Origin of the sequence: Tsukamurella pulmonis (assembly GCF_900103175.1) — a bacterium.
GTDB lineage: Bacteria > Actinomycetota > Actinomycetes > Mycobacteriales > Mycobacteriaceae > Tsukamurella > Tsukamurella pulmonis.
This window is the reverse complement of record NZ_FNLF01000002.1, coordinates 4094286-4120630: the sequence shown is the minus strand read 5'-3', so window position 1 is coordinate 4120630 and position 26345 is coordinate 4094286. Positions and strand designations below refer to the sequence as shown.

Annotated in this window: 31 protein-coding genes and 2 tRNA genes; 18 read left to right on the top strand and 15 right to left on the bottom strand. The window is 71.1% G+C overall.

The annotated features are described in order from the left end of the window. Window positions 1-10: 10 nt before the first annotated feature. From BLQ62_RS20320 to BLQ62_RS20305, 4 genes are all read right to left on the bottom strand, one after another. Entirely contained in the window at window positions 11-361 is a 351-nt protein-coding gene (locus tag BLQ62_RS20320) for a DUF3349 domain-containing protein (protein ID WP_068564348.1), read from the bottom strand. A 144-nt stretch (window positions 362-505) separates the two neighbouring features. Continuing rightward, complete coding sequence (locus BLQ62_RS20315) at window positions 506-817, bottom strand: DUF3349 domain-containing protein (protein ID WP_068527744.1); 312 nt, start codon at window positions 815-817, stop codon at window positions 506-508. Between the two features lie 10 nt (window positions 818-827). Beyond that, window positions 828-1130, bottom strand: coding sequence for a hypothetical protein (locus BLQ62_RS20310; RefSeq protein ID WP_068527750.1), 303 nt, complete (start codon window positions 1128-1130; stop codon window positions 828-830). Between the two features lie 3 nt (window positions 1131-1133). Next, on the bottom strand, window positions 1134-2393 hold the full coding sequence (locus tag BLQ62_RS20305) for an inorganic phosphate transporter (RefSeq protein WP_068564350.1): 1260 nt from the start codon (window positions 2391-2393) through the stop codon (window positions 1134-1136). A gap of 218 nt (window positions 2394-2611) precedes the next feature. On the opposite strand from BLQ62_RS20305, the gene BLQ62_RS20300 reads away from it, so the two are divergent. The 3 genes from BLQ62_RS20300 to BLQ62_RS20290 all read left to right on the top strand — a co-directional run bounded on the left by BLQ62_RS20300 (window position 2612) and on the right by BLQ62_RS20290 (window position 4633). Further along, entirely contained in the window at window positions 2612-3748 is a 1137-nt protein-coding gene (locus tag BLQ62_RS20300; RefSeq protein ID WP_068564352.1) for a BTAD domain-containing putative transcriptional regulator, read from the top strand. Between the two features lies 1 nt (window position 3749). Then, window positions 3750-4202 carry a VOC family protein gene (locus BLQ62_RS20295; protein ID WP_068564353.1) on the top strand — a complete coding sequence of 151 codons (453 nt, stop codon included), beginning with the start codon at window positions 3750-3752 and terminating at the stop codon, window positions 4200-4202. Window positions 4203-4288: 86 nt separating this feature from the next. Next, window positions 4289-4633 carry a VOC family protein gene (locus BLQ62_RS20290; protein ID WP_068527762.1) on the top strand — a complete coding sequence of 115 codons (345 nt, stop codon included), beginning with the start codon at window positions 4289-4291 and terminating at the stop codon, window positions 4631-4633. 45 nt (window positions 4634-4678) lie between these two features. Here the strand turns inward: BLQ62_RS20290 and BLQ62_RS20285 are convergent, their stop codons facing one another. From BLQ62_RS20285 to BLQ62_RS20275, 3 genes are all read right to left on the bottom strand, one after another. After that, window positions 4679-5122, bottom strand: coding sequence for a hypothetical protein (locus tag BLQ62_RS20285; protein ID WP_068564355.1), 444 nt, complete (start codon window positions 5120-5122; stop codon window positions 4679-4681). Window positions 5123-5213: 91 nt separating this feature from the next. Then, complete coding sequence (locus BLQ62_RS20280; RefSeq protein WP_068564356.1) at window positions 5214-5654, bottom strand: SRPBCC family protein; 441 nt, start codon at window positions 5652-5654, stop codon at window positions 5214-5216. Window positions 5655-5687: 33 nt separating this feature from the next. Further along, entirely contained in the window at window positions 5688-6107 is a 420-nt protein-coding gene (locus tag BLQ62_RS20275) for an HIT family protein (protein ID WP_068527771.1), read from the bottom strand. Between the two features lie 672 nt (window positions 6108-6779). Between BLQ62_RS20275 and BLQ62_RS23560 the strand changes: the two genes are divergently transcribed. Further along, window positions 6780-7187 (top strand): hypothetical protein, encoded by a 408-nt coding sequence (locus BLQ62_RS23560; RefSeq protein ID WP_170842926.1) that lies wholly within the window; start codon window positions 6780-6782, stop codon window positions 7185-7187. A 718-nt stretch (window positions 7188-7905) separates the two neighbouring features. On the opposite strand, the gene BLQ62_RS20270 is transcribed toward BLQ62_RS23560, so the two are convergent. Next, a complete protein-coding gene (locus BLQ62_RS20270; RefSeq protein WP_068564358.1) occupies window positions 7906-8832 on the bottom strand; it encodes a 1,4-dihydroxy-2-naphthoyl-CoA synthase in 927 nt (308 codons plus the stop codon). A 24-nt stretch (window positions 8833-8856) separates the two neighbouring features. Between BLQ62_RS20270 and BLQ62_RS20265 the strand changes: the two genes are divergently transcribed. Next, window positions 8857-9828: an o-succinylbenzoate synthase gene (locus BLQ62_RS20265; protein WP_068564360.1), complete on the top strand. Its 972-nt coding sequence runs from the start codon at window positions 8857-8859 to the stop codon at window positions 9826-9828. Window positions 9829-9975: 147 nt separating this feature from the next. Here the strand turns inward: BLQ62_RS20265 and BLQ62_RS20260 are convergent, their stop codons facing one another. Further along, window positions 9976-10437, bottom strand: a complete 462-nt coding sequence (locus BLQ62_RS20260) for a C40 family peptidase (RefSeq protein ID WP_068564362.1) — start codon at window positions 10435-10437, stop codon at window positions 9976-9978. Window positions 10438-10533: 96 nt separating this feature from the next. Between BLQ62_RS20260 and BLQ62_RS20255 the strand changes: the two genes are divergently transcribed. Continuing rightward, entirely contained in the window at window positions 10534-11013 is a 480-nt protein-coding gene (locus tag BLQ62_RS20255) for a hypothetical protein (protein ID WP_068564363.1), read from the top strand. Window positions 11014-11030: 17 nt separating this feature from the next. Here BLQ62_RS20255 and BLQ62_RS20250 read toward each other — a convergent pair whose 3' ends face one another. Continuing rightward, window positions 11031-11663 (bottom strand): TetR/AcrR family transcriptional regulator, encoded by a 633-nt coding sequence (locus tag BLQ62_RS20250; RefSeq protein ID WP_068564366.1) that lies wholly within the window; start codon window positions 11661-11663, stop codon window positions 11031-11033. Window positions 11664-11773: 110 nt separating this feature from the next. Here BLQ62_RS20250 and BLQ62_RS20245 point away from each other — a divergent pair, with 110 nt between their 5' ends. Further along, window positions 11774-13210 (top strand): amidase, encoded by a 1437-nt coding sequence (locus tag BLQ62_RS20245; RefSeq protein WP_068564368.1) that lies wholly within the window; start codon window positions 11774-11776, stop codon window positions 13208-13210. A 6-nt stretch (window positions 13211-13216) separates the two neighbouring features. On the opposite strand, the gene BLQ62_RS23935 is transcribed toward BLQ62_RS20245, so the two are convergent. Beyond that, window positions 13217-13384: a hypothetical protein gene (locus BLQ62_RS23935; protein WP_165824444.1), complete on the bottom strand. Its 168-nt coding sequence runs from the start codon at window positions 13382-13384 to the stop codon at window positions 13217-13219. 82 nt (window positions 13385-13466) lie between these two features. Then, window positions 13467-15632 (bottom strand): MMPL family transporter, encoded by a 2166-nt coding sequence (locus BLQ62_RS20240; protein WP_068564370.1) that lies wholly within the window; start codon window positions 15630-15632, stop codon window positions 13467-13469. A gap of 118 nt (window positions 15633-15750) precedes the next feature. On the opposite strand from BLQ62_RS20240, the gene BLQ62_RS20235 reads away from it, so the two are divergent. Both BLQ62_RS20235 and BLQ62_RS20230 read left to right on the top strand, forming a co-directional pair. Continuing rightward, window positions 15751-16146 carry a DUF302 domain-containing protein gene (locus BLQ62_RS20235; RefSeq protein WP_068527799.1) on the top strand — a complete coding sequence of 132 codons (396 nt, stop codon included), beginning with the start codon at window positions 15751-15753 and terminating at the stop codon, window positions 16144-16146. Beyond that, the gene (locus tag BLQ62_RS20230; RefSeq protein WP_068527802.1) at window positions 16143-16403 is read left to right on the top strand and encodes a metal-sensitive transcriptional regulator; all 261 of its coding nucleotides are present in this window, start codon (window positions 16143-16145) and stop codon (window positions 16401-16403) included. The genes BLQ62_RS20235 and BLQ62_RS20230 overlap by 4 nt, the downstream gene beginning before the upstream one ends. Window positions 16404-16440: 37 nt before the next feature. Here BLQ62_RS20230 and BLQ62_RS20225 read toward each other — a convergent pair whose 3' ends face one another. Then, window positions 16441-17706, bottom strand: coding sequence for a saccharopine dehydrogenase family protein (locus tag BLQ62_RS20225; RefSeq protein WP_082756217.1), 1266 nt, complete (start codon window positions 17704-17706; stop codon window positions 16441-16443). 44 nt (window positions 17707-17750) lie between these two features. Further along, the gene (locus BLQ62_RS20220) at window positions 17751-18830 is read right to left on the bottom strand and encodes an AbrB family transcriptional regulator (RefSeq protein ID WP_068564687.1); all 1080 of its coding nucleotides are present in this window, start codon (window positions 18828-18830) and stop codon (window positions 17751-17753) included. A gap of 74 nt (window positions 18831-18904) precedes the next feature. Between BLQ62_RS20220 and BLQ62_RS20215 the strand changes: the two genes are divergently transcribed. Genes BLQ62_RS20215 through BLQ62_RS20185 form a run of 7 tightly spaced genes read left to right on the top strand, consistent with a single transcriptional unit; the run spans window position 18905 to window position 25206 of the window. Continuing rightward, window positions 18905-19318 (top strand): MarR family transcriptional regulator, encoded by a 414-nt coding sequence (locus BLQ62_RS20215; RefSeq protein WP_068527814.1) that lies wholly within the window; start codon window positions 18905-18907, stop codon window positions 19316-19318. Between the two features lie 21 nt (window positions 19319-19339). Beyond that, complete coding sequence (menD, locus tag BLQ62_RS20210; protein ID WP_068564374.1) at window positions 19340-20995, top strand: 2-succinyl-5-enolpyruvyl-6-hydroxy-3-cyclohexene-1-carboxylic-acid synthase; 1656 nt, start codon at window positions 19340-19342, stop codon at window positions 20993-20995. Beyond that, the gene (locus BLQ62_RS20205; RefSeq protein ID WP_068564375.1) at window positions 20992-21444 is read left to right on the top strand and encodes a DUF3592 domain-containing protein; all 453 of its coding nucleotides are present in this window, start codon (window positions 20992-20994) and stop codon (window positions 21442-21444) included. Before menD ends, BLQ62_RS20205 begins: the two co-directional genes overlap by 4 nt. Window positions 21445-21482: 38 nt before the next feature. Beyond that, entirely contained in the window at window positions 21483-22637 is a 1155-nt protein-coding gene (locus BLQ62_RS20200; RefSeq protein WP_068564377.1) for a glycosyltransferase family 4 protein, read from the top strand. A gap of 10 nt (window positions 22638-22647) precedes the next feature. Beyond that, window positions 22648-23337 carry a demethylmenaquinone methyltransferase gene (locus tag BLQ62_RS20195; RefSeq protein WP_068564379.1) on the top strand — a complete coding sequence of 230 codons (690 nt, stop codon included), beginning with the start codon at window positions 22648-22650 and terminating at the stop codon, window positions 23335-23337. Window positions 23338-23341: 4 nt separating this feature from the next. After that, a complete protein-coding gene (locus BLQ62_RS20190; RefSeq protein ID WP_068564381.1) occupies window positions 23342-24334 on the top strand; it encodes a polyprenyl synthetase family protein in 993 nt (330 codons plus the stop codon). 11 nt (window positions 24335-24345) lie between these two features. Further along, complete coding sequence (locus BLQ62_RS20185; protein ID WP_068564383.1) at window positions 24346-25206, top strand: M48 family metalloprotease; 861 nt, start codon at window positions 24346-24348, stop codon at window positions 25204-25206. 242 nt (window positions 25207-25448) lie between these two features. On the opposite strand, the gene BLQ62_RS20180 is transcribed toward BLQ62_RS20185, so the two are convergent. Then, window positions 25449-25940, bottom strand: a complete 492-nt coding sequence (locus BLQ62_RS20180; protein WP_068527837.1) for a YajQ family cyclic di-GMP-binding protein — start codon at window positions 25938-25940, stop codon at window positions 25449-25451. A gap of 95 nt (window positions 25941-26035) precedes the next feature. Between BLQ62_RS20180 and BLQ62_RS20175 the strand changes: the two genes are divergently transcribed. Together BLQ62_RS20175 and BLQ62_RS20170 are read left to right on the top strand one after the other, a co-directional pair. After that, window positions 26036-26117 (top strand) — tRNA-Tyr (locus tag BLQ62_RS20175). A 136-nt stretch (window positions 26118-26253) separates the two neighbouring features. Continuing rightward, window positions 26254-26326 (top strand) — tRNA-Thr (locus BLQ62_RS20170). The last annotated feature ends 19 nt before the right edge of the window (window positions 26327-26345 follow it).

The following is a 26345-nucleotide window of genomic DNA, read 5'->3' as shown; positions in this document are numbered from 1 at the left end:
CCGGTCGAGGTTACTGCGCGTCCCGGCGGTGGAAGTCGGGGTCGAGCGGGGCGTCGCTGAAGGGCCAGCCCTTGCGCTCGAGGCGCTCGCGGACGCGGGTGATGTCCTTCTCGAGCGGCATTTCGTGGGTGTGGCCGCTGATGGCGACGCCGGCGTCCACGCGCGTGATGGGCTCGACGCCCTCCGGGGTCAGCTGCACATCGTTGATCAGCTCGCGGGTGACCTCCTTGACCTCGTCCTTGGTCAGCTGGCGGTCGAGCAGGGCGAGCAGGGGCTGGTAGTCGTTGGTGGGGACGCCGTCGGGGTAGCCGGCGCGCAGCCAATCGACGATCCTCGCGATGAAGCCCTGGCTGGAGCTCATCGGCGATCACCTCCCAGTGCGGGCGCCCCGGCGGGGCGCGGATGGTGCGGACGATAGGGAAGGGCCCCCTATCCCGTCGCGGTCCTACCGCACACAGGATAGAGGGCCGACTTCGCCTCGTGAACAGTGCAGAAGCGAACTATCTCAGCTGGTGAAACCGGTGAGGGGCCAGCCGCCCGCGGCCAGCTTGCCGGCGACCTGACGCAGGTCGTCCTCGCTCGGCTCGGTCTGGGTGACCTTGGCGATCGCCGCCTCGATCTCCTCGCGGTGCACCTCGTCGGGACGGGCGGCGAGCAGGCGCCCGATGACCGCGTCGACCTCGGTCTCGGTGAGCTGGCGCTGCAGCAGCGCCAGCAGGGGGAAGTAGTCCTTCGGGGGCACGCCCTCGGGGTAGCCCGCGCGGAGCCAGTCGAGGACCTGGGTGAGGACGTTGTCCTGCGTGTTCTCGGTGGTCATTCGCCTACTCCTACTTCTTCTTCTCGAACCACGGGTAGATGTTCTCGAAGGTCAGCTCGTACTTGAAGCCCGAGGCGACGATCATCGCGATGCCCAACAGCACGGCGGCGACGACGATGACGAAGGCGATCGCCGCGAGGACGTTGCCGAGCGGGTTCGGGGGGCGGACGGAGCCGTCCTCCGTCTCGTGGCCGTTGCCGATGGCGAGACCGCGGACACCGACGGCGAACAGGGCGGGCAGGCCGGCGCCGAGGATGAGGCCCACGAGGAGCACCTTCCAGACCGCGCTGAGGGCGAGGGAGATGGTTTCCATGTCTTAGACCTTCGCAATCTTCTCGTCGGCGGTCGGCGCGACCGCGTTGGTCTCGTCGTCCCACTCGGCGTTGACGTTGTTGGAGTCGACCTTCTGCTGCTGCGCGCGCCAGTACATGTAGCCCGACAACGCGCAGAGGATGGCGAAGGCGACCAGCGGGCCGGCCAGGCCGGGGACCTTCGCGGCGACGAACCACATGACGGCACCGACCAGGGCGGCGGCCGGCAGCGTGATCAGCCAGGCGGCGACCATGCGAACAGCGACGTTCCAGCGCACCTTGGCTCCCGGCTTGCCGACGCCCGAGCCGAGGATCGAGCCGGTGGCGACGTGGGTGGTCGAGAGCGCGAAGCCGAGGTGGCTCGAGGTCAGGATGATCGTGGCCGACGAGGCCTCGGCCGCCATGCCCTGCGGCGAGCTGATCTCGATCAGGCCCTTGCCGAGGGTGCGGATGATGCGCCAGCCGCCCAGGAAGGTGCCGAGCGCGATCGCGGCGGCGGCGGAGAACTTCACCCAGAGCGGGACGCCGTGCGTGTCGTCCCAGAACAGCAGGCTGCCGCTCGCCTCGGGGGTGCCGGCGCTGTAGCCGATGAGGGCGAGGGTGATCACGCCCATGGTCTTCTGCGCGTCGTTGGTGCCGTGCGCCAGCGAGACGAGCGAGGCGGTGCCGATCTGGCCCCAGCGGAAGCCCTCCTCGGTGAACCGCTCGGCGACACCGGCGACGATCTTGAAGATGAGGAACGTGCCGGCCGCGGCCACGAGGCCCGCGACGACCGGGGCGAACAGCGCCGGGAGGACCACCTTGCCGATGACACCGTCGAGCTTGCCGTGGCCGATCCAGACCACGCCGCTCAGGCCGAGCGCGGCGATGGCGGCACCGATCATGCCGCCGAACAGTGCGTGCGAGCTGGAGCTCGGCAGGCCGAGCAGCCAGGTCAGCAGGTTCCACACGATGCCGCCGATGAGGCCGGCGAGCACGATGATGAGCAGCGCGCGCCCGTGGTTCTCGGTGAACTGCTCCTTGGGGGAGCCGTCCTTGTTCTGGATCTTGATCACCGCGTTGGTGACGGTGAGAGCGACCTCGACGGACAGGAAGGCGCCGACCAGGTTCAGGATCGCCGAGAGGCTGACGGCCGTCTTCGGCTTCAGGGCGCCGGTCGCGATGGACGTCGCCATCGCATTGCCCGTGTCGTGGAAGCCGTTGGTGAAGTCGAAGGCGAGCGCCGTCACAATCACCAACAGCAGGATGATGAGTTCGCTGTTCATGATGAAAATAGTGAGGCCGGAGGGCGCGTTCCACCAAACGGGTGAGACGTGTACGACATCCTCCTGACCTGCAGGTTCATGATCCTCCGACCATCGTTCACCAGATGTTCATTCAGGACGCTCTCAGAATCCCCCGGACAGAGTGGATTTGTCCGGAGTTTGCAGGTGCGTTGTTCGGCGCCGAAGGGTTGTGCGATCGCCCCGACTACTATTTGCGCATGGCGTCTTTGGATATCCGCGTGCTGGGGCAGGTCTCGCTCTCCGTGGACGGCGCACCCAACGAGGTCTCGGGCGTCAAGCCGCGTTCCGTGCTCGCGCTGCTGGTGATGAACCGCGGGCGCGCCGTCACCGTCGACTCGCTCAGCGAGCAGGTCTGGGACGGCAATCCGCCGGCCTCGGCCCGTGCCAGCCTGCAGGTCTTCGTCAGCGGATTGCGCAAGGCGCTGCGCGGACCCGCCGGTTCCGGGCTCGACGCGCTGCTGGTCACGTCCGGCTCGACGTACCGCCTCGACCTCGAACCCGAGCAGTCCGACGTCGGCCGGTTCGACGCCGCCCGTCGACGGGGCGCCGAGCTCGCCGCCGCCGGCCGGTACGACCAGGCCTCGCTGGCGTTCGCGACGGCCCTCTCGGAGTTCCGCGGCGACGCCGTCGCGGATCTGCGGGGGCTGCAGTTCGCCGACAACTTCGCCATCGGCATGGCCGAGGAGCGGGCGGCCGTGCAGTCGGCCATGTACGACTCCGAGATCGCGGCCGGCCGCGCCGCCTCCGTCATCGGCGAGCTGCGGCGCCTCGTCTCCGAGCATCCGCTGCAGGAGCCGCTGTGGGGCCAGCTCATCACAGCGCTCTACGTGACGGGCCGCCAGGCCGACGCCCTCGAGGCCGCGCGCGAACTGCGGCGCACCCTCGCCGACGAGCTCGGCGCCGATCCGACGCCCGCCCTCGTCGAGTTGGAGGGCAAGGTGCTGCGGCAGGAGCAACTCGCGTTCGCGGCGGCGCGCCCCGCGGCGCAGCCCGGCGACGCCCGCGCCTTCGAGAAGACGGAGACCGACGTCACCGTCGACGGTGCCGGTCCGCGCGGCACCCTCACCGCGCCCGACGGCACGGAGCACCCCGTGCACGGCGAGGTGCGGCTCGGACGCCTGCCCGACAACGACATCAGCATCGACGACACCAAGGTCTCCCGCGAGCACGCCGTCATCACCGGCAGTGTGAGCGGCTTCGCCGTACGGGATCTGCAGTCCTCCAACGGGACCTACGTCGGAGAGCGTCGCGTCGTCGGCCAGCACCCGCTCTCCGACGGTGACGAGCTCACCCTCGGCCGCACGACGTACGTCTTCCGGGTGATCGAGGAATAGCGTGCAGCCCAACGCCTTCTACCACGTCGCCTTCGCCGTCCCGGATCTCGACGCGGCGATGGTGACGTTCGCTGAAGCCGTGGGGATTCGCTGGCATGAGCCGCGGACGGCGAGGCTCCGGGACTGGACCTATCGCATCGTGTTCAGCACCGCGGAGCCGCGGATCGAACTGATCGAGGGCCCGGCCGGAAGTCCGTGGGACGTCAGCGCATCGGGCCCGCGATTCGACCACCTCGGGTACTGGACGGAGTCGCTGGATTCGACCGTGGACCGGTGGAACGCGTGTGACGGCCTGCGGCTCGCCTACGACGGACGCGAGGACGGCCGCCCCTTCGCCTATTTCGCAGCGGACGCGCTCGGCATCCGCTTCGAGGCAGTCGACGAGACGCGGCGCGCGGCCGTTGACGCCGACTGGCCGGCCGACGACGCGGCCGCGGACGTTCTCGAGCGATAGTCGCGCCGGCCTCGGTGCGTTTCTGCGATCGGGCATCGGCGTGTCGTCGCAGAGACGCACCGAAGATCGAGCGCTACCGTGAGCGGATGATCAACGGGGCGCATATCATCCACTACTCCGCCGACGCGGACGCCGACCGCGCGTTCCTGCGCGACGTACTCGGCGTCGACGGGGTGGACGCCGGGCAGGGCTGGCTCATCCTGCCGCTGCCCGCGTCCGAGATCGCGGTGCATCCCACGGACGGCCCGCCGAAGCAGGAGCTGTATCTGATGTGCGACGACGTCGAGGCCGAAGTGACGGCCCTGCGGGCCAAGGGCGTCGAAACGGCGCCGATCACCGATCAGGGCTGGGGCCTGCTCACGTCGCTGGCGCTCCCGGGCGGCGGCGCGATCGGCCTGTACCAGCCGCGCCATCGGCGCGCCCACGGCTGACGTCGGCGTTGCTGCACCGCCGTTGTCCGGGGCGATTCAGGCGGTTCAGGCGGAGTAGTGCGCGACGGCCTTGCCGATGGTGCCCGGCCCGCCGACCGTGAACGTCACCTTCTTCTCGCCGATCAGCGTGGTGAAGGAGCCGTCCGGCCGGGCCTTGACCTCGCCGCCGTAGCGCTTGCCGTCGTTCCACCAGCTCAGCGTGCGAGTGGCGATGGTCGCGCGAAGCGCGGGGTTGTCGACGCAGGGCGCGTTCGGACCGCCGAGTGCGCCCTTGATGCAGTCGGGGCGCACGGTGATCCAGCCCTTCGCGTCGATGGTGCCGGTGTAGTGGACAGTCGGGAAGGGCATCGGGTCGGCGAATCCGGGGGTGGTGACCCAACCGTCGAATCGGACGACGGTGTCGGCGTTCGCAGCGGCGGGCAGCCCGCCCAGCGCGAGTGCGGCGCACGTGCCGGCGACCAGGGCCGTGCGGGTGGTGCGTGCGGTCATGTGATCAGTGCTCCTCGGTGTCGAAGGTGCGTCGTCGCTGACACCCGGAGTATCGGTCGCCCCGAAGGGATTCGTTACCGAAGGCAGGGAATTATTCGCCTGCGGCGAGGATCTCGCTCAGGAGGTCGAGGTCCTTCGTCATCGCGGACCGCATCGCCCGGGCCATGGCCGGCGCTGCGACGCGGGCGAAGCCGCTGGGCGTGCCGCGGTTCCGCAGGCGCATGAGCGTGCCGTCGGGCACGGGCTCCCAGGTGTACGTGGTCTCCATGGGGAAGGGGCCGTCGGCGGTGCGCATCACCATCCGCTCACCGGTGACGAGTTCGGTCACCTCGTAGGTGTACGAGAGCGGGCGGCCGAGGAAGCGCGCCTCGAAATCCATCCGCGAGCCGATCCGCACCGGAGGCTCCGTCCGCCAGGCGACGGAGCGGATGTTGCCGTACCAGCGCGGCGCGTTCGACGGGTCACCCGCGAACTGCGCGACTCGCTCGCGCGCAACGGGAATCACGCGCTCGACCACCACATCGACGTCCATGCGAGCACGATACGCGGGTGGTCGCGCGGGGCGTCAGTCCGGAAGGGCCGCGCGCAGGAGGGCGGCGGCATCGTCGGACGAGCGGGGCCCGCGGCGCAGGACCCGGCCGAGCACGGCCCGCTTGTCTCCCGCGAACCGCGGAATCATGTGCAGGTGAACGTGGTCGACCGTCTGGAAGGCGGCGCGGCCGTCATTGAGCGCGAGGTTGACGCCGTCCGCGCGGAGGCCTCCCTCGCGCGCGGCCCGTGCCAGACGGTGCCCGAGCGCGAACATCCGCTCGCCGAGGACGCCGTCGAGGTCGCGGAGGCCGGCCGCATGCGCGCGCGGTACGACGAGTGTGTGCCCTCGCGTGAGCGGCCGGGCGTCCAGGAAGGCGACGAGATCGTCGGTCTCGTGCACCACGGCCGCCGGCGCCTCGCCCGCGACGATCGCGCAGAAGATGCAGCTCTGCATGCGGTCAGGCTACGCGGCGGACCCGTTGAGGCCTCGACTCAGGACGGGCGGTGCCGGTGTGGAGATCGTGTGATAGATGCGTGTAGCGGGTTCCGTGCGCGGCGTGGGCGGCTCTACCGTCGGAGAGTGACGCAGCCGCCCAGTCAGGACGCAACCTGGCCGAGCTAACCTCTGGGGGAAAAGGAAACTGGACTAAGGAACTTCACAAGCCAAAGTCCGACACCACATACATTGTCGACGGCGGAAAGTTCATTTACAGCACAGACTCTAAGGGTCGCGTAACCGGAACCCGAGGACTCCTCTCCGGTCTCAACAAGTCTGATCGCAACGGCCATCAGTAGTTAATTTCCGGTGGTGGCGACCGTCTGCCTGGCGACCAAGGTGGACACCTCTGGGGCGCGCAATTCGGAGGCCCAGGAGAAGGAATCAACATCACTGCAATGAAGAAAGGACTCAGCCAAGCAGGCAAAGATTCCTTCCGTCAAATTGAACGGCAATAGGCGAAGCAAATCGCCGGCGGAAACCCGGTCGATGCTACAATCAAACTTGCCTACAAGGGAGACTCAGTACGACCCTCCTCGTGCGTGGTCTCCTGGATTAACGAATCCGGAAACACAGTCACCCGCCGACTCTTCAACTAGCAAAGTAAGGTGCGATATGGACTCGGAAAAGGTGTCTTCCCTGCAGGAGCAGGCCGCGCGAAGCTTGTTCGAGGCTGTAAACTCGTTGGACGAATGGCGGGGCGCGGAGTTTATATTCGAAATCGTCGGCGGGTGTGCCAGTGAGGCGACACTAGTGGACGGTGATCCTAATATCGTCTCTGCTCCGATAGATATCGGCGGGTGGTTGTATGAACTGCGCGCCGAGATGGCGACTCCGAGCGGACCATGGTTCACCTGTACGCTATCCTTAACACCATCGGGCGAGTTTGGCTACAATTTCGACTACGATACAGAGCCGAAGTGGGACGGCGGCCCTATGCCGTCCGACGACGAGTACGAGCGTGATCTACAGGAGTTTCCGCGTTCTCAGGAAGATGTTCCTGAATGGTTCCCCAGCAACCTTTCCGAAAGGTCTTGAAATGAGTATTGACGCTAGCGTTCGGCGGGGACTTGCCGGGGGGTGATTGCAACGGTAGTGGGTTCAGCGCTGGCGGCGGGCGCAGTTTCCGCCGATCCAGGGCGTATCGCAGCCGGGCCCTTGTCGATGCCGCGAGCGGCGCTGGCAGGGGTGGAACGTCTCTGGTCCCGATGCAGAGAGCACGACAGCTGCCTCGGTGAAGCTACCGGGAAAGAACTGGGCATCGGTCTCGAGCTTGGGATCACGGGAGCTGACGGTCGGACAAGCGAGGATGTGGCGCGGTCGATTGTGCTCAACGCGCCGAATACATCGGGTTACGCGAAGAATAAGGCTCGCGCCGTGGGCTTGGTTGTCACTCCGACCAACATCTCCGGCGTCCCGGCGTCCCGGCGACCCGTGCTACAGCGAGCATCGAGGTGCAGGGGGCTCCTGTAGGGCGCGGACCGGTTCCATGTGGTTGTCGTGAACACCAAGCCGCAGACGTACTTCGTTTCAGCTGTCCCGTTTGATGCCGCGGATCGCATCGCGCAGGCCAACGCGGCGGAGTCAGGGCTCATCGCGAATCGCTAGAAACCCCAGATCGAACCCGGGCGCCGAAATGTGAAGTGGTGCCCGGGTTCGATGGCCCCGCTCGGCCGCCAGCGCTCACGAAGGCGGCTCTGTCGCCTGGTGCGGACCAGCTGTGGACTGGGGGCTGATTCACCCCGCCTGACGCGGTCTAGTAGTAGTACGGGAACGGGGACCAGTCGGGAGCGCGTTTCTCCAGGAACGAATCTCGGCCCTCCACGGCCTCGTCGGTCATGTAGGCCAACCGCGTGGCTTCGCCGGCAAAGAGCTGCTGCCCCACGAGCCCGTCGTCGGGGAGGTTGAAGGCGTACTTCAGCATGCGCTGCGCCTGCGGGCTCTTGCCGAGGATCTTCGCGGTCCACTCCAGCGCGACGTTCTCCAGCTCAGCGTGATCCACGACCCGGTTCACCGCGCCCATGCGGTGCATGTCCTCGGCGCTGTACACATCGCCGAGGAAGAAGATCTCGCGCGCGAACTTGTTGCCCACCTGCTTGGCCAGGTAGGCGCTGCCGTATCCGGCGTCGAAGCTGCCCACATCGGCGTCGGTCTGCTTGAACTTCGCGTGCTCGCGCGAGGCCAGCGTCAGGTCGCAGGTCACGTGCAGCGAGTGCCCGCCGCCCGCGGCCCAGCCGTTGACCAGCGCGATCACCACCTTCGGCATGAACCGGATGAGGCGCTGCACCTCCAGGATGTGCAGGCGGCCGCCCTCGGCCTTCACCCGCGCCTCGTCGACGCCGTCCGCGGTCGCGGCCTCGACGTCGGAGTCGTGGCTCGTCGCGTACTGGTAGCCGGAGCGGCCGCGGATGCGCTGATCGCCGCCCGAGCAGAACGACCACACGCCGTCCTTCGGCGCCGGGCCGTTGCCGGTGAGCAGCACCGCGCCGACGTCGGCGGACCGTCGCGCGTGATCGAGTGCGCGGTACAGCTCGTCGACGGTGTGCGGGCGGAACGCGTTGCGCACCTCCGGCCGGTCGAACGCCACGCGGACGGTGCCCTGCGTGACGTGCCGGTGGTAGGTGATGTCGGTCAGGTCCTCGAATCCGGGGATCGGCTGCCACAGCTCCGGGTTGAAAGTCACGGAAACGACTCTACTGTGGGGGCCATGGTGGACGTCGACGAACTGGTCGCGGCAGCACGCGTGGTGAGTCTGCCGATGCGGGTGCGCTTCCGCGGGATCACCGCACGGGAGGCCCTGGTCTTCGAAGGCCCCGCCGGCTGGGGCGAATTCGGGCCGTTCCCGGAGTATCAGGACGCCGAAGCCGCGAACTGGCTGCGCGCCGGGATCGAGGCCGCGTACGACGGGTTGCCGGAACCGAGCAGGACCGGCGTCGCCGTCAACGCGACGGTCCCCGCGGTCACCGCCGAGCAGGTGCCCGACGTGCTCGCGCGCTTCCCCGGCTGCCGCACCGCGAAGATCAAGGTCGCCGAGAAGGGGCAGTCGCTCGCCGACGACCTGGCACGGGTCGCCGCAGTCCGCGCGGCGATGCCCGGCGGCGCGATCCGCGTCGATGCCAACGGCGGCTGGACGGTCGACGAGGCCACGGAGGCGCTGTCCCGCCTCGTCGCCGACGGCCCGCTCGACTACGCCGAACAGCCCTGCGCCACCGTCGAGGAGTTGGCCGAGGTGCGGCGCCGGCTCGACGGCGCGTGCGACATCGCCGCCGACGAATCCATCCGCCGCGCGGGCGATCCGATGCGGGTCGCCGAGCTCGGGGCCGCGGACGTCGCGATCGTCAAGGTGGCCCCGCTCGGTGGCGTCCGCGCGGTGCTCAAGGTCGCCGATGCGCTGAAAGCCGCTGCGGGCGTGCGGGTCACCGTCTCCTCGGCCCTGGACACCGCGGTCGGGCTCTCGGCGGGCATCGTCGCCGCGGCGTGCATCGAGGACGGCAACGCCGCCGGCCTCGGCACGGGCGGCTTCTTCACCGCCGACCTCGGCGAGCACCCGCTCGTCGACGGCGCCCTGCAGGTGCGCACCGTCGCGCCGACCGAGGAACAACTGGCGGCGGTGGAGGTCGTCGGGGAGCGCCGGGACTGGTGGCTGGCCCGCCTGCGTCGCTGCCATGCGCTGCTGTAGTCGGTTCGGCGCTCACGATGTCGTGTTCTGCTGCGTCGGAGGTGCGCGGGCGCGCCTCCGCGTCATCGAACGCCCACATCGTGAGTGGGCGGGTGCGGTCCCTACTTCCAGCGCGCGTGGCCCCGGCACAGCAGGCGGGTGCGGTCCCTACTTCCAGGGCGCGTGGGCCCAGCCCAGCAGCCGGTAGGGGCGCGGGTTCGGCGCATGGATCACCTGGATCTGGCTGCCGTCGCCGTAGCCGCGCTTGAGGCCCTGGACGCCGCCGCTGAGGTAGGTGCCGTCGCCGAGTGAGATGTCCACGTGGAAGCCGTAATCGCTCTCGGTGAAGACCAGCGCGCCGCGCGGCGCGGGCAACCGGGAGTGCCCGAGGCCCTTCGCCTCCAGCGCCTCGTAGTACGAGCGCGCATGGTCGCGCGGGATCCCGGTCGCCGTGGTCTTGCCGTAGGCGAAGTCGACGAAGTCCTCGCAGCCGTACTCGCCGAAGGTGTCGGTGCCGACCAGCGTCATGCCGCGGGCGATAGCGGCCTCCACATCGGCGGCGTGGACGGGCGGCGCCATCGTCAGGGCGAGCAACAGCGCGGAGAAGGCCGCCACCAGGATGCGTTTCATCTGTTTCTTTCTAGCAGTACCCACCCGGGGGATCTCGCGAACGCGCCGCGCCCGCGGCCCGCGTTCCTGTCGGTGCCGCCGTCTAGGGTGCGGGGCATGGAGAACCTGATGATCGATCTCGGCGCCGCGATGACGGGTGAGCCGGGGGAGCGCAAGCAGAAGCTCGAGGCGGTGTGGGCGCGGATCGATCCGTCCGATCACGCCGCGCGCTGCATCGCGGCGCACTACATCGCCGACGTGCAGGAGGAGCTGGACGCCGAGGTCGAGTGGGACGAGGTCTCCCTCGCGGAGTCGGCGCACGTCTCGGACGCGGAACTGCAGGCCATCCACCCGTCGCTCAGCGTGGCCGGGTTCATGCCCTCGCTGCACCTCAACCTCGCGGAGGGCTACCGCCGCCAGGGCCGCTTCGCCGACGCGGCGGATCGGCTGCAGACCAGCCGCGAGTTCGACTTCGCGCTCGACTCGGCGATCGATCCCTCCTACGCGACCGGCATCCGCGAGGCGCAGGAGGCGATGGCGGCCCGGATCGCCGCGGGCGACCGCGAGGGCCGAATGGGGCCGTCCGCCGCGTCCTGAGACGACGGGGCGCCCCGTCAGGCGGGGTGCTCGTCGCGGAGCGCGCGGGCCGCTTCCTCCTGCCCCTGCTCGAACAGGGCGCCGATCAGCATGGTGCGCAACGCCTTCTTCTTGACCTCGATGTCGGCGGCGCCGGGAAGGGCGGAGTCGATCACCGTGAATCCGTTGATGAGCGCGACCACGCCGCGCGCGGTCTCGGGGGTGATCGCGGCGCCGGCCAGTGCGCTGGCGCCCTGGGCCAGGGCGTCGGCCGCGCGCAGGTACTCCTCGATCACCACGCGGGAGGCGGGATCGCGGGCCGCGCGCAAGTAGGCCTCGATGAGGGCGAGGGACTCGGTGCCCCGTGCCTCGGTGGACTGCGCGAACGCGGCGATCACCTGATCCGGCGGCGCCGAGGTGTCGTCGAGGTGGGCGGAGAGCACGTCCAGGCGCTCGAACTCCTCCGCGACGAAGGTGCGCATCGCCTCGTGGGTGAGGTCGTCGATCGAGGCGAAGAAGTAGCCGATCGACGTGGTGGGCAGCCCGGCCCGCGCGGTCACCGCGCGGTGGGTGACCGAGGCGTACCCCGATTCGCCGACCATCTCGACCGTCGCATCCAGGAGCGCCCGCCTGCGCTCGAGGGTGCTCCGCCGGTGTTTGCGCTCCTCCACGCTCCGCAGTGTAGGCCGCACAGAAAGTCTGTACAAAGTTGCAGACTCGGGCTATCGTCCGTTTCTGTAAATTTGTACAAACTCGGCGGCCCGCCGCCGGAGGAGCAGCCATGACCACCGACATCACCCGCGCGGCCGGCCGCGCGAACGCCTTCACCGACGATGCGCTCGGCACCCTCGACGCCACCGGCGTCGCCGAGGCGATCGCGTCCGGCACGCTCGGCGTCGCCGAGGCCGCGGCTGCGGCGACGGCGCGCATCCGCACCGTCGACCCCGCGACCCGGGCGGTGCGCTGGTGGCTGCCCGAGGGCGGTGCGGGCCCGCAGGCACCCGCGGACGCGGCGTTCCACGGCGTCCCGTCGGCGATCAAGGAGAACACCGACTTCGCGGGCCTGCCCACCACGATGGGCTCGGCGGCCCTGCCCGCCACCCCGGCGAAGCGCTCCGGCCCGGTCGGCGCGCAGTTCGCCGCGACGGGCGTGAACGTCCTCGCCTCGACGGTCATGCCCGAGTTCGGGATGACGGCGAGCGCCGAGTTCGCCGACCGTGCGCCCGCCCGGAACCCGTGGAACACCGACTACTCCGTCGGCGGCTCCTCGTCCGGCGCGGCGGCGCTCGTGGCCTCGGGCGCGCTGCCGATCGCCCACGGCAACGACGGCGGCGGCTCGATCCGCATCCCCGCGGCCCTGAACGGCCTCGTCGGGCTCAAGGGCACGCGGGGCCGCCTCGCCGGGATGCCGGAGCTCGCGGTGCTGCCGGTCGACATCGTCTGCGAGGGCGTGCTCACGCGCACCGTGCGCGACACCGCGCGGTACGTCGCGGCCGCGGAGCGGCACCGTCGGAACCCCGCGCTGCCGCCGGTCGGGCACGTGCGCGGGCCCGGGCGGCGGCGCCGGATCGGGCTGGTCACCGAGTCGGTCACCGACTTCGGCATCGCCGAGGCGTGCCTGGCGCCGGTGCGCACGCTCGCCGACGACCTGGCCGACCAGGGGCACGAGATCGTCGAGCTGACCATGGCGGACCTGCGGATCGACGGCGGCTTCGTCGACGACTTCCTGCGCTACTGGGGCCTGCTGGCCGGGCTGGAGGTGGCGGCGACGGCCGTCGCGGCGCGCGGCCGCAGCTCCTTCGCCGCGCTCGACCCCGTGACCCGCAGCCTGCTGTGGTCGGGCGTGCGCGGCGCACCGTCGATGCCGGGAGCGATCGCCCGCCTGCGCCGCGTGCGCGGGAACTACGAGCGGATGTTCGTCGAGCGGGGCGTGGACGCGATGCTCTCGCCCACCATGACCAGCACGACGCCGCGGATCGGCCACCTCGCCCCGACCCTGCCCTTCGACGAGTTCATGGCCCGGACCATCGAGATGGTCGGCATCACGCCGCTGAACAACGTCTCGGGCGGCCCGGCGATCTCCGTGCCGTGCGGGTTCGACGATGCCGGGCTCCCGCTGGGTGCGCAGTTCGCCGGTCCGGCCGGAACGGAGGCGACGCTCCTCGAGCTCGCTTACGAGGTCGAGGAGCGTCGCCCCTTCGCACGGATCGATCAGTAGCGCCGGCTAGCGGCGGAACCAGCCCCGCTTGGCCGGCTGCTCGGCACCCGACGGTGCGGAGTGGCCCGGACACCAGTCCTCGGGCCGGACGGTGGCCCGGACGGCCTCGACGTGGGAGCCGCACCCGGTCCAGGTGGTCTTGCCGCACACGCGGCACGCGATCGGACTGCACATGGTGCGGACCCTACGCGCTCGGGCCGGGGAGGAGGCCGCCGAAGGGCTCGGTCATGGTGGCTCCTGGGTCGATGGTCGGGCGTCAGTCGTGGGCGAAGCTGATCTTCGGCAGGACCCGGTCGAGCCGGGCCGGGATCGCCCACGCCGTGCGGCCGGTGAGCCGCAGGGCGACGGGCAGCAGGATCAGCCGCACGAGGAAGGTGTCCAGCAGCACCGCGACGCCGAGGATCACGCCCATCTCCTTGGGCGGGAGCGGGCCGGAGAGCGCGAACGTGAAGAACACCGCGACCATCACCCCGCCGGCGGCGAAGATGACCCGGCCCGAGTGCGCGACCGCGCCGACCGCGGCCTCCTCGGCGTCGTGGGTGCGCTCCCAGTGCTCCTTCGCCGAGGACAGCAGGAAGACGGTGTAGTCCATGGCGATGGCGAAGATCATCGCGAAGAAGAACACCGGGGCCCACGCGTCGAGGAAGCCCTGCGACTCGAAGCCCAGCAGTCCCGCGCCGTGGCCGTCCTGGAAGATCAGCTTCGCCACGCCGAACGCCGCCGCGGTGGAGAGCAGGCTGACGGCGGTGCCGAGGAGCGCGATCAGCGGGGCGCGCACCGCGAGCAGCAGCAGCGCGAAGCCGAGGATCAGGATGATGCCGATGACGATGGGGGCGTAGGTGTCGAGCTGGGTCTTGAGATCGAGGTTCTCCACCGCCGCGCCCCCGAGGAGCGCGTCGTCGGGCAGCGCGGCCCGCAGCCGGTCGACGGTGCCGGACAGCTCCGGATCGGACGGGCCCACGGCGGGCACGGCCTGGATCATGCTCAGGCCGCTGCCGTCCCCGGCGGAGACGGCGGGCATGGCGCCGGCGATCCCGGAGTCCTCACGCAGGGTGGCCGCGGCCGCGTCCGCGTGCTCGGAGGGCACGACGATCTGCAGGGTGCCCGGCGCGCCGGGGCCGAAGGCGCGCTGCACCTCGGTGTAGCCCAGCCGGGCGCTCGCGTCGTCAGGGAGGACGGCGATCGACGGCATCGCCGTCTTCAGCCCGGCGACGGGGATCGCGAGGGCGACGAGCACGAGCAGGGCGCCCGCGCCCCAGACGGCGGGACGCCGCCACAGCCGCGCGCCCCAGCGCTCGAAGACGGGCGAGCGGTGCGTGTCGAACCTGGCCCAGGGCAGGGCGATCCGGTTGATCTTCGCGTCGAGCGTGAACAGCACCAGCGGGAGCAGCGTGAGCGTCGCGGCGAGCACGAAGATCACGGAGAGCACGATGCCGCCGGCGACCGAGCGGAACGACGGTGACGGGATGATCATCACCGCCGAGAGCGAGACCATGACGGTGATGCCGGAGAGCAGGACCGCCTTGCCGGCGGTGTCCATGGTCTGCGCGATCGAGCGCTCGCGGCTCAGTTTCTGCCCGAACCGGGCCGCGCGGTAGCGGACCACGAGGAACAGCGCGTAGTCGATGCCGAGCGCGAGCGAGAACATCATGGCGAAGTTCATCGCCCAGATCGACGTGGGCACGATCTCGTTGATCAGCACCAGCGATCCCGCGGACGCGACCAGCCCGGCCAGCGTGAGCAGGATCGGCAGGCCCGCCGCGACGAGCGCGCCGAAAGCGATGACCAGGATGGCCAGGGTGATCGGCCAGGAGAGCATCTCCGAGGTCAGCATCGCCTCGAGGTTGGCCGCGTTGAAGTCCGACCACAGCACCGACGAGCCGGTGGGGTTCACGGCGATCGACTCGGTCGAGAGCGCGTGCAGCGGGTCCTTCAGGTCGGTCGCCGCGCGCACCATGTCGTTCGGATCGGCGCCCGCGCCGCCGATGACGATCGCGGTGCGCCCGTCGGCGCTCAGCGTCATGCCGGATTGGGGCGGGATCACCTGGGAGATGCGCTGATCCGCGCGCAGGGTGTCGGTGACGGCGGTGAGGATGCGCGGACCGTCGCCCTCGTCGAGACGCCCCTCCGCGCTCGAGACCGCCACCTGGATGGCGCTGCTCGCGTTGCCGCCGAAGTGCTGCTGCGCCAGCTCGCGCGCCTGCACCGATTCGGAGCCGTTGGCCTGCCAGCCCGCGCCCGAGAGGTTCTTCTCGACGAAGGGCGCGAAGACGCCCAGGCCCACGACCACGGCGATCCAGGCGATTGCCACGAGCTTGCCGTGGCCGACGACCCAGAGGCCGAGCCTGCCCAGCGGCCCGGCCGCGCGGACCTCCGCGGCCGGCGCGGTGTGCGGCGCCGTCTCGTCGGTGGTCGATGACATCCCTGACTCCTTCCATGAACCCCCTGGGGGGATACGCACGCCCCGAAGCTAGCATCCCCCTGGGGGGTTATGCAATACTGGTGGCGCACCGCTGGTGACGGACGAAAGGAACGAACCCATGGCGGAATTCACGATGAGTGCGACGATCGAGGCGCCCTACGACGAGGCCGTGGAGCGCGTGCGCGCCGCCCTCGCGGACGTCGGTTTCGGCGTGCTGACCGAGATCGACCTGCGCGCGACCCTCAAGGCCAAGCTCGATGTGGATGTGCCGCCGAAGGTGATCCTCGGCGCCTGCCGGCCGCAGCTGGCGCACGAGGCGCTGGGGCTGGACCCGCGCGTCGCCGCGCTGCTGCCCTGCAACGTGGTCGTCTCCGCGCAGGACGCCGGGGCCTCGCTGGTGGAGGTCATGGACCCGAACGTGATGCCCGAGTTCACCGGCACGGCCGAGCTCTCCGGTGTCGCGGCCGATGCGCGAGATCGACTGGGCCGCATGCTCGACGGGCTGGCCTCGTGAAGATCCCGGACGAGGGCGCCAAGCCGATCCTCACCCGCCTCAAGCGCGCGCACGGCCACCTCGCGACGGTGATCCGGATGCTCGAGGAGGGCGAGGAGTGCGAGGACGTGCTGACGCAGCTCGCCGCCGTGAACAAGGCGCTCGGGCGCAGTGGATACGCCCTCGTCGCCACCGGGCTACAGCACTGCATCGCCACTGAGGGGCCGGAGAACGTGGACCAGCAGAAGCTGGAGAAGCTGTTCCTCTCGCTCGCCTGAACGTGTGCGCGCCGGCGGCTCGGGGAACCGGGAGCGCCTAGGTCAGCTCATCGACGGTGACGGTGAAGTCCTGCGCGCGTAGGCGATCCGCGAGCGCGTCGCCCAGTGCGACGGCGGGCGTGAGGACGCCGGCGTGCGCGGGCAGGGGCGCGCCGCCGCGGGCGGCGTCACCGTCGAGCGCGAGGGCGAGGCTGGACTCGCCCACCATGACGGCGGTGCCGCTGTAGCCGGGGTCGAGCTTCGCGCCGATGGTCGCGCGGTAGCGGCGCCCGCTCGTGGTGCGGGTGTAGACCTCGCCGCGGAAACTGCCCTTGGCCTGCGAGGACTCGCTCGGCCCTTCGCCCGGCGCGGGGAGGATGCGGTCGAGCACCGGACGCAGCGGCTTGATCGCGAGCGCGGCCATACCGACGGCCAGCGCGCCCTGCACCACGTGCGAGGCGACCTTCGTCACCAGCGCCGGACCGGGCACCGCCATCGTCTCGCGGTAGGAGAAGTCGGGCCCGTACGCGAAGTCCAGCAGTCCGTTCGAGCGGCGCACGACGCGGGTGTTGTAGCTCGCCATGAAGAACGGCGCGAGCGAACCCGAGAGCGACGGGTCGACGTCCTTCGCGTCCACGACGGACAGATCGCCCGGCTGCTTGGGGGTTTCGCGCGTGTGGTCGACGCTCAGCGAGTGCGGGCGGCCGGCGACGCGACGCGCGTCCCGGTCGGCACTCACCTCGTCGGCGAGGCCGATCGCGGAGGCGATGGTGCCGCCGCTCGCGCCGCCGCGCAGGTCGCGCATGACCAGTGTGGTGGAGCCGAGGGTGCCGGCACCGTCGGCCTTCGCCTTCTCGAAGACGAGGAAGGTGCCGAGGTCGGAGGGGATGGAGTCGAAACCGCAGGAGTGCACGATCTTCGTCCCGTTGGCGACGGCCTGCTCGTGGAACTTGTCGATCGAGCGGCGCGCGAAGAGCACCTCGCCGGTGAGGTCGGTGTAGTGCGTGCCGGCGTTGACGCACGCGCCGACCACTGTCTCGCCGTACAGCGCATACGGCCCGACGGTGCTGCACAGCACCGTGGTGCGCGCGACCATCGCGTCGAGGGTGGAGGGCTGGTCGACGTCGGCGACGACGATGCCGAAGTCCTTCGCGCCGTCGCCGAGCGCGGTGCGCAGCTTCTCCAGCTTGGCCTGCGTGCGTCCGGCCAGCGCGATGCGCACCCCGGCGGGCGCGTGCCACGCGAGGTGACGCGCGGTCAGCTCGCCGACGAAGCCCGTCGCGCCGAAGACGATGAGGTCGAATTCCCGGGTGCCCGCAGTCATGGTCGCGATGTTAGCAGCGTTCGCGTGGGGGTGCATGGCCCGCGTCACACACCGGTCGGCTCGCGCGCGCCGTCCTCGCGCCGGGAGCGGACACGCTGGAAGGCGCGGGCCGCGGCGGGCGCGAGGAAGAGCATCAGCAGCACGCGGATGAGCTGCGCCGCGACGACGAAGGTGATGTCGACGTTGGACGACGCGGCCACCGCGAGCACCGCGTAGATGCCGCCGGGCGTGGTCGCCAGGTAGCCGTCGAGCGCGGAGACGCCGGTCATGGCCGACAGTGCGAAACCGAGCCCGGCGCAGCCGATCCCGACGCCGATGATGAGCAGCACCGCCCACGGCAGGAGGCGCGCCATCGATCGCAGGGATTCGCGGGTGAAGCCCACGCCCGCCTGCCAGCCGATCACCAGGTACCCGGCGAAGACGAGCGCCGCGGGCACCGTCGCCCCCGCGGCGACGCCCGACAGCGACAGGGCGGCGGACGCGACGAGTGGCCCGAGCAGCCCGCCGGCGGGCAGCCGCGTGGCCAGCCCGACGGCGAGGCCCCCGCCCACGCACAGCGCGGTGAAGCCGAGGTCGAACCACCAGGCGCGCTCCGGGCCCGCGGCGACCGACGAGGATCCCGGCGTGTGCGGATACAACGCCGCGACGAGCGGCAGCGACACCGTCACCAGGCCGACGCGCAGGTACTGCACGACGGCGACCACCTTCTCGTCGCCGCCGAGCTCCCGCGCGATCGCGACCAGCCCGGACGCGCCGCCCGCGACCAGCGCGAGCGAGCCGGTGATCGAATCGGTGTCGCGGCGCCGGCCCAGCAGTGCCCCGGCGCCGACGGAGAGCAGCAGCGTCGCGAACCCGACGAGCAGTGCCGCCGGCCACCGCGAGCCCAGCGCCGCGACGGTGTGCGCCTGCATGAGCGTGCCGATGTACGCGCCGAGGACGCCCTGCGCGCCCAGCTGCACCGACCGCGGGATCGGCCCCGGCGCCCGGCCGGCCAGCGCCGCGACCACCGCGCACGCCAGTGCGGCGAACAGCGGCGCGCTCGGCACGCCGACGGCGATCAGTGCGGCGGAGAGGGCGCAGGAGGCGACGATCAGCCCTGTCCATCTCCCCCACGCACTTCGCATGACCACAAGTATCTGCTTGAAGAACACGCGGTGCAACTCGCGAAATGCGCAAAAATGTGAAGTAAAATCTTGCTATGTCCGATGTCAGCGACCTCCGCTACGGCGTGCACTCCCTGAGCCGCGAGATCCGCGCCCACCGCCGCCCCGGTGCGCTCACCGAGACTCAGTACCTGATCCTGGGCAGCCTCGACCGCGGCGGACCGGCCACGCCCGCCGAACTCGGCGACGCGCACCACGTCCGCGCGCAGACCCTCACGCCCGCGCTCAACGCCCTCGCCGACGCCGGCCTGGTGCGCCGGCGCCGGGACGAGGCGGACCGTCGCCGGCAGTACGTCGAGCTGACCGACCAGGGCCGCGCCGTGATCGAGGAGGACCGGGAGATCCGCAACGCCTGGCTCGAGGCGGCCATGACCGAACGCCTCACCGATCTCGAACGCGGCGTGCTGCTGCTCGCCGGTCCGGTCCTGGCGAAGCTGGCGGACGGATGATGCGGTCGTAAGGTGGTGCGCATGCACAAGCCGCCGAACCCGTCCACGCTCCAGGCGCGCGTGATCGTGGACGAGCTGGTGCGCGGCGGCGTGAGCGACGTGGTGCTGTGCCCCGGCTCGCGCAACGCACCGCTCGCCTTCGCCGTCCACGCCGCCGATCAGCGCGGCGAACTGCGGCTGCACGTGCGCATCGACGAGCGCACCGCGGGCTTCCTCGCCGTCGGCCTCGCGGCCGCCGCCCGGCGCCCCGTCGCGATCATCATGACCTCCGGCACCGCCGTCGCGAACCTGGCGCCCGCCGTCTACGAGGCCAACTACGCCCGCGTCCCGCTGCTGGTGATCAGCGCGAACCGGCCCTACGAGCTGCTCGGCTCGGGCGCCAACCAGACCGTCGAGCAGTTCGGCATCTTCGGCACCCAGGTCCGGGCGTCGCTCTCGCTGGGGCTCGCCGAGCCCGGCCTCGACCGCAACTCCCAGTGGCGCAGCGCCGTCTGCCGCGCGCTCTCCGCCGCCCGCGGCGCCCGCACCGGCAACGCCGGCCCCGTCCAGTTCGACATCCCGCTGCGCGAGCCGCTGGTCCCCGACGACCCGTCGCCCGAGTTCGCGCACGGCCGGCCCGACGGCGGCCCGTGGACCGTCGCGCCCGTCGCGACCCTCGACGTGCCGCTGCCGATCGACCTGACCCCCGACACCGTCGTGATCTCCGGGCACGGCGCGGGGGAGAACCCCGCGCTCGCCGCACTGCCGACGGTGGCCGAGCCGACGGCACCGTCGCCGGTGAACGCGCTGCACCCCTGGGCCCTGCCCGCCCTGCGGCCCAAGCAGGCGATCATCTGCGGCCGCCCGACCCTGCATCGCGAGGTGAGCGCCCTGCTCGCCGACCCGGAGGTCACCGTCTACGCCGTCACGACGGGCCCGCGCTGGCCCGACGTCTCGGGCAACGTCGCCGCCACCGGCACCCGGGTACTGCCCGTCGGCGAGCCCGATTCGGCCTGGCTGCAGCGCTGCGCCGACGCCGACGCGGCCGCCCGCGCGGCCGTCGCCGAGGGGCTCGCCGCCGAACCGGCGACGGGGCTGCACGTGGCCCGCGCCGTCTGCGCCGCGCTCCGCAGCGGCGATCAGCTGGTGGTGGGCGCCTCGAACCCGGTCCGCGACATCGCGCTCGCCGGGGACGTGCCCGCCGGCGTTCGGGTGCTCTCCAACCGCGGCGTCGCCGGCATCGACGGCACCGTCAGCACCGCCGTCGGCGCGGCGCTGGCCTTCCCGGACCGGCGCACCGTCGCGCTGATGGGCGACCTGACCTTCGTGCACGACGCGTCCGGGCTGCTCATCGGCCCCGACGAGCCCCGCCCGGCCAACCTGACCATCGTGGTCGCCAACGACAACGGGGGCGGCATCTTCTCCCTGCTCGAGCAGGGGGAGGAGCGCTACTCCGGGGCGGAGTACGACGGCGCCGCCGCCCGCGTCTTCGGCACGCCCCACGGCACCGACCTCGCCGCGCTGTGCACCGCCTACGGCGTCGAGTACGTGCGCGCCGACCTGGACGGCCTCGCCGAGGCCGCCCGCGCCGACGGGCTCCGGGTGGTGGAGGTGCGCACCCAGCGCACCGGCCTGCGCGCCCTGCACGCGGGGATGCGGGCCCGGATCAGCGCCGCGGCGTCGGGGGAGGACGCGTGAGCCGCACCGCGCTGCGCCGGGTGCAGATCGTGCTGCTCTGCGCCGCGATCCTCATCACCGGGCTCTGCGTTGTGCTCGTCGCCGCGGCGGTGCGCGACGACCGCACCATCGACGCCGACCGCGGCACCGCGACCGCCGAGGTGCTCTCCGCCGGCCCCCGCCGCTCGACGATCAGCTTCTACACGACCGACGGCGTCAACCACAATCCCCCGCTCGGGGTCCTGTACCCCAGCGAACTCAACGTCGGCGACCGGATCCAGGTCGAGTACAGCCGCTCCGACCCGGAGCTGGTGCGGGTGGCCGGACGGTCCGCCGCCGTCGCGGTGCTGCCCGCCGCCTCGGTCGCCGCGGGGACCTGGCTGGTGGTGGGCGTGATCATGGTGCTCATCGCCGCCGGTTACCACCGGGGCGAGAGTTCACCTGACGTTCCGCGCACCGTCGACGGGTAGGGAACCTCACGGTCACCGCCCCGCGCCAGACTGCTGACGTGCGTATCGCGATCGTGGCCGAGTCCTTCCTGCCGAACGTCAACGGGGTGACCAACTCGGTGCTCCGCGTCCTCGAGCACTGCCGCCGCACGGGAACCGAGGCGATCGTCATCGCGCCGGATGCGGTCGCGGGCGAGGAGCCGGCCCCGCTCGAGCACCTGGGCTTCCCGGTCCACCGGGTGCCCGCGCGGATGCTGCCGAGGATCTCGTCGCTGCCGATCGGCCAGCCGACCATGCGGATCGTCGAGGTGCTGCGCGAGTTCGCGCCCGACGTCGTCCACCTCGCCTCGCCCTACTTCCTCGGCGCCGGCGGCCTCGCCGCGGCCAAGCGGCTCGGCATCCCCGTCGTCGCGATCTTCCAGACCGACGTCGCCGGGTTCGCCGGCTCCTACGGCCTCGGGCCGCTCGAGCGGGCCGCCTGGTGGTGGACCCGGCAGATGCACAAGCAGTGCGACCTGACCCTGGCCCCGTCGTCGGCCTCGGTGGCCGACCTCGAGGCGCACCGCATCCCGCGGGTGCAGACCTGGGCGCGCGGCGTCGACGCGGAGCGCTTCGCCCCGTCGCACCGCTCCGCCGCACTGCGCGCGGAGTGGCTGGGGGACCGGCCCGACCGGCTCGTCGTCGGCTTCGTCGGGCGGCTCGCCGCCGAGAAGCACGTCGAGCGGCTCGCCGGGCTCGCGCACCGCGACGACGTGCAGCTCGTCATCGTCGGCGACGGCCCGGAGCGGGCGCGGCTGGAATCGCTCCTGCCCGGCGCCGTGTTCACCGGGGAGCTCGGCGGGGCCGAGCTCGGCGCCGCCTACGCCTCGCTCGACGTGTTCGTGCACGCCGGCGAGCACGAGACGTTCTGTCAGGCCGTGCAGGAGGCGCTCGCGTCGGGCGTCCCGTCGATCGCGCCGGACCAGGGCGGGCCGCGCGATCTCGTCGCGCACTGCCGCAACGGCTACCTGCTGCCCGTCGCCGAGTTCGCCGAGCTGCTGCCCGGCGTCGTCGACACCCTCGCCGATCCCGCCCTGCGCGCCCGCTTCGGCGAGGCCGCGCGCAAGTCCGTTCTGGCCCGCACCTGGCCCGCGCTGTGCGACCAGCTGTTCGAGCACTACGAGAGCGTGATCGCCGGACCAGCGGCGGGCCGCCCCGTCCGCGCGGTCGTGTAGCTTTCGGAGCATGGCAAGGGCCTCCCTGGACAAGAAACCGGGCGACGTCGCGTCGATGTTCGACGGTGTCGCCCGCCGGTACGACCGGACCAACACGCTCATGACGGGCGGCCTCGACCGGTACTGGCGCAGCCGCACCCGGCGGGCGCTCGCACTCAAGCCCGGGGACCACGTCCTCGACCTGGCCGCCGGCACCGGCGTCTCGACGGTCGATCTCGCGCGCTCCGGCGCGTGGGTCGCGGCCTGCGACTTCTCGACGGGGATGCTCCAGGCGGGCGCGTTCCGCCGCGTGCCGATGGTCGCGGGTGACGCCATGGCGCTGCCCTTCGCGGACGACTCCTTCGACGCCGCCACCATCTCCTTCGGCCTGCGCAACGTGCAGGACACCGCCGCGGGCCTGCGGGAGATGGCGCGCGTGGTGCGGCCCGGCGGCCGCCTCGTGGTGTGCGAGTTCTCCACCCCGACCAACGGCGCCTTCCGCGCGCTGTACGAGAAGGTCGCGCTCGAGGCGATTCAGCTCGTGGCGAAGGGCTCGTCGAACCCGGAGGCGTACACCTACCTCGCCGAATCGATCCGGAACTGGCCCGACCAGGCCGACCTCGCCGGAATAGTGCGCGAGGCCGGCTGGGGCGACGTGGCCTGGACGAACCTGACCGGCGGCATCGTCGCGCTGCACACCGCCACCCGCCCGCTAGGCTGAACACGTGGAGAAGACGGTAGCCGGGGTCTCACTGGGATCCGACGAGTTCGCGGCGGGGATCCGCGCCGATCTGGCCCGCGTGGAGCAGGTCATCGCGGACGGGATCGCCGAGGCCGACGGGTGCGTGATCGACGAGGCCCTGCACCTGTTCCAGGCAGGCGGCAAGCGCTTCCGGCCCATGTTCACGGTGCTCTCCGGCCGGATCGGCGGGGCACCGTCGGACCAGGTCATCACCGCCGCGGCGGCCATGGAGCTCACCCACCTCGCGACGCTGTACCACGACGACGTGATGGACGAGGCGGACACCCGCCGCGGCGCACCGTCGGCGAACGCGCGCTGGGGCAACTCGATCGCGATCCTGGCCGGCGACTACCTCTTCGCGCGCGCCTCCGCCTACGGCGCCGACCTCGGCCCCCGCGCCGTCGGCGTGATCGCGAAGTGCTTCGGCGAGCTGGTCACGGGCCAGATGCTGGAGCTCAAGGGCACCGGCGACGGCGACCCGGTGCAGCACTACCTCGACACCATCTGGGGCAAGACCGGCAGCCTCATCGCCACCTGCGGCCTGCTCGGCGCGCTGCACGGCGGCGCCGACGAGGAGACCGCGCAGCGGATGTACCGCATCGGTGCCGCGATCGGCATGGCCTTCCAGATCAGCGACGACATCATCGACATCAGCTCGATCGCGCAGGACTCCGGCAAGACGCCGGGCACCGACCTGCGCGAGGGCGTCTTCACGCTGCCGGTGCTCTACGCCCTGCGCGACGAGGGCCCGGAGGCCGACCGGCTGCGGGAGATCCTCGTCGGTCCCGTCACCGACGACGCCCTCGTCGATGAGGCGATCGAGCTCCTCGGCCGCTCCGCCGGCATGAAGCAGGCGCAGGCCACGCTGGCCCGCTACGCCGACGAGGCCCGCACCGAGCTGGCGGAACTGCCCGAATCCGAGCCCCGTTCCTCGCTCGAGTCCCTGGTCACCTTCACGGTCGCCCGCCTGGGCTGAGGTCGCTTTCCGTGCAGGGCCGGGGGAGTCGGACCGGCAACCAGATCCGCACCGCGCTGCTTCTGGCGCTGGTCGCGGGGTTCGTCATGGCGACCGGTGCGGTCTTCGGGCAGACGGCGTTCGTGCTGTCGATCGTGCTCGCCGCCGGCGTCTGCGCCTACCTCTACGTCAGCGGACCGTCGCTGCCGCTGCGCGCGATGCACGCGCGCCGCGTCTCCGAACTGCAGCAGCCCGTCCTGTTCCGGCTGGTCCGGGAGCTGTCCACGTCCGCGCGGCTGCCCATGCCCGCCCTCTACCTCTCGCCGACCGGCGCGCCGAACGTCTTCGCCACCGGGCACGGGCCCACCCACTCCGCGGTGTGCGTGACGATCGGCCTGCTGGAACTGCTCCCGGAGGACGAGTTGCGCGCGGTGTTGGCGCACCAGTTGGCGCGGATCGGCGCGCGGGACACGCTGACGGCCTCCGTCGCCGGGGCGCTCGGGGCGGTGATCTGCGGGTTCGCCGGCTTCGGATACCTGCTCGGCTTCGGTGACGGCGGCGCGCGTCGCAGCCGGGTCGTCGACGCCATGCTCTCGGTGCTCGCGCCCATCGCCGGCGCCCTGATCCGGCTCGGCGTCTCGCGGACCGTCGACTACCGCGCCGATCACGCCGCCGCGCTGCTCACGGGCGCACCGTCGTCGCTCGTCAGCGCCCTGCGCAAGGTCTCCGACGGTGCCGCCCGCGCACCCCTGCCGCCCGAGCCCGAGATCGCCGTGCACGCCAACACGATGCTCGTGCCGCCGTTCCGCGACAGCGACCGACTGGGCCGGATCTTCCGCACCCAGCCGCCCCTCGACAGCCGGGTCGAGCGCCTGCAGGCCCTCACCGCCTAGTCGCCCCGTTGGGTGCTGTCATCCGGCCGCACGCTGATCCCCCCCGATCCGTTCACTCCCCACCGGAACGCCCGGTGTTCCGGTGGGGAGGCAACGGATCGGGGGGGGCTGTGGCGTTCAAGGGGGGCGACGTGACGAGAATCCGCCGACGGGACGGGGCGTGAGGAAACACACAGCGCAACGCGACCGACGGTGACCGTCGCACCCGCTCGGGCGCGACGGTCACCGTCGGGATCGGGGGACTAGCGGTAGTTGACGAACTGGACCGCGATGTCGAGATCGGCGTTCTTGAGCAGCGACTGGACGGCCTGCAGGTCGTCGCGCGACTTGCTGGTCACGCGCAGCTCCTCGCCCTGGATCTGCGCCTTGACGGACTTGGGGCCCTCGTCGCGGATGAGCTTGCTGATCTTCTTGGCGTTCTCGCTGGTGATGCCCTCGACGAGCGTCCCGGTGATCTTGTACGTCTTGCCGGAGGCGACCGGGTCACCCGCGTCGAACGCCTTCAAGGACAGCCCGCGCTTGATGAGCTTCTCCTGGAACACCTCGAGGCCGGCCTTGGCGCGCTCCTCGGCGTCGGAGGTGATGACGATCTTGTCCTCGCCCGAGCTCTCGACGGTGGTGTTCGTGCCGCGGAAGTCGTACCGCTGGCTGAGCTCCTTCGAGGCCTGGTTGAGGGCGTTGGCGACCTCCTGGCGGTCGATCTTGCTCACGACGTCGAACGACGAATCGGCCATCTTTAGCTGGACTCCTAATCGGTTGACCTGCGGGTTTGCGCGCCCCCCACGGGGGCGTTGTAGTCTATCGTCCGCTGCCTTCACCGGTAGCGAAAGGCACGTTGCCCGAGCGGCCAATGGGAGCGGACTGTAAATCCGTCGGCTTTGCCTACGTAGGTTCGAATCCTACACGTGCCACAAGCTTCGGCCCCTGGTGTTCACGCACCAGGGGCCGAAGCGATAACGGACTGACCAGCGGATTTGTTTCAACTCCTCCGTCGTGTGTAGTCTCGTTGAGGCTCAAGGAGCGCCGGAAGCGGTGCCCGACGAGCACGCCCCCTTAGCTCAGTCGGCAGAGCGTTTCCATGGTAAGGAAAAGGTCGACGGTTCGATTCCGTCAGGGGGCTCGCTAGACCAGTGCTAGTG